1 protein-coding gene is annotated in these 427 nt (G+C 64.2%); it reads left to right on the top strand.

Annotated elements, in window-relative coordinates; genetic code table 11:
- Positions 1-58: 58 nt before the first annotated feature.
- Positions 59-427, top strand: a 369-nt coding sequence (locus GWG65_RS40350; protein ID WP_275200938.1) for an isochorismatase family protein, incomplete at its 3' end; no start/stop codon positions are given.

Below are 427 nucleotides of genomic sequence, written 5' to 3'. Positions count from 1 at the left end.
CCGCTGCGGGACGTCGCGCTCGCCGGCCGCTGAAACTGGTGCAGCTGCGCGCAAAACCATGCTGGTTTCCATCACCGACGATCCGCCGATCCTGGTCTGCGCGGATCTCCAGGTCGAATACCTGACCCCAGGACGTCGCCACGTCATCCTCGACGGCGATGACGCCACCGCGCGCTGCGTGGAAATGCTGACGCTGTGGCGCGTCAATCTCTGGCCGGTGATGCATCTGAAGCGCATCGCGCAGGCGGCCTGGTTCAATCCGGCATCCAGGCTGACCGATTGGATCGCGGAGGCGAAGCCGCGGCCGGGAGAAATGACGTTCGAGCACCCGCTGCCGTCGGCCTACAGCTCGTCGCGGTTTGTGGACTACATGTCCAATATCCGCAATGTCCGTTGCGTGCTCGCGGGCTTTTCCCTGGATGAAACC

Source organism: Bradyrhizobium sp. CSA207 (genome assembly GCF_029051685.1).
GTDB lineage: Bacteria > Pseudomonadota > Alphaproteobacteria > Rhizobiales > Xanthobacteraceae > Bradyrhizobium.
This window is presented reverse-complemented; position numbering and strand designations above follow the sequence as displayed.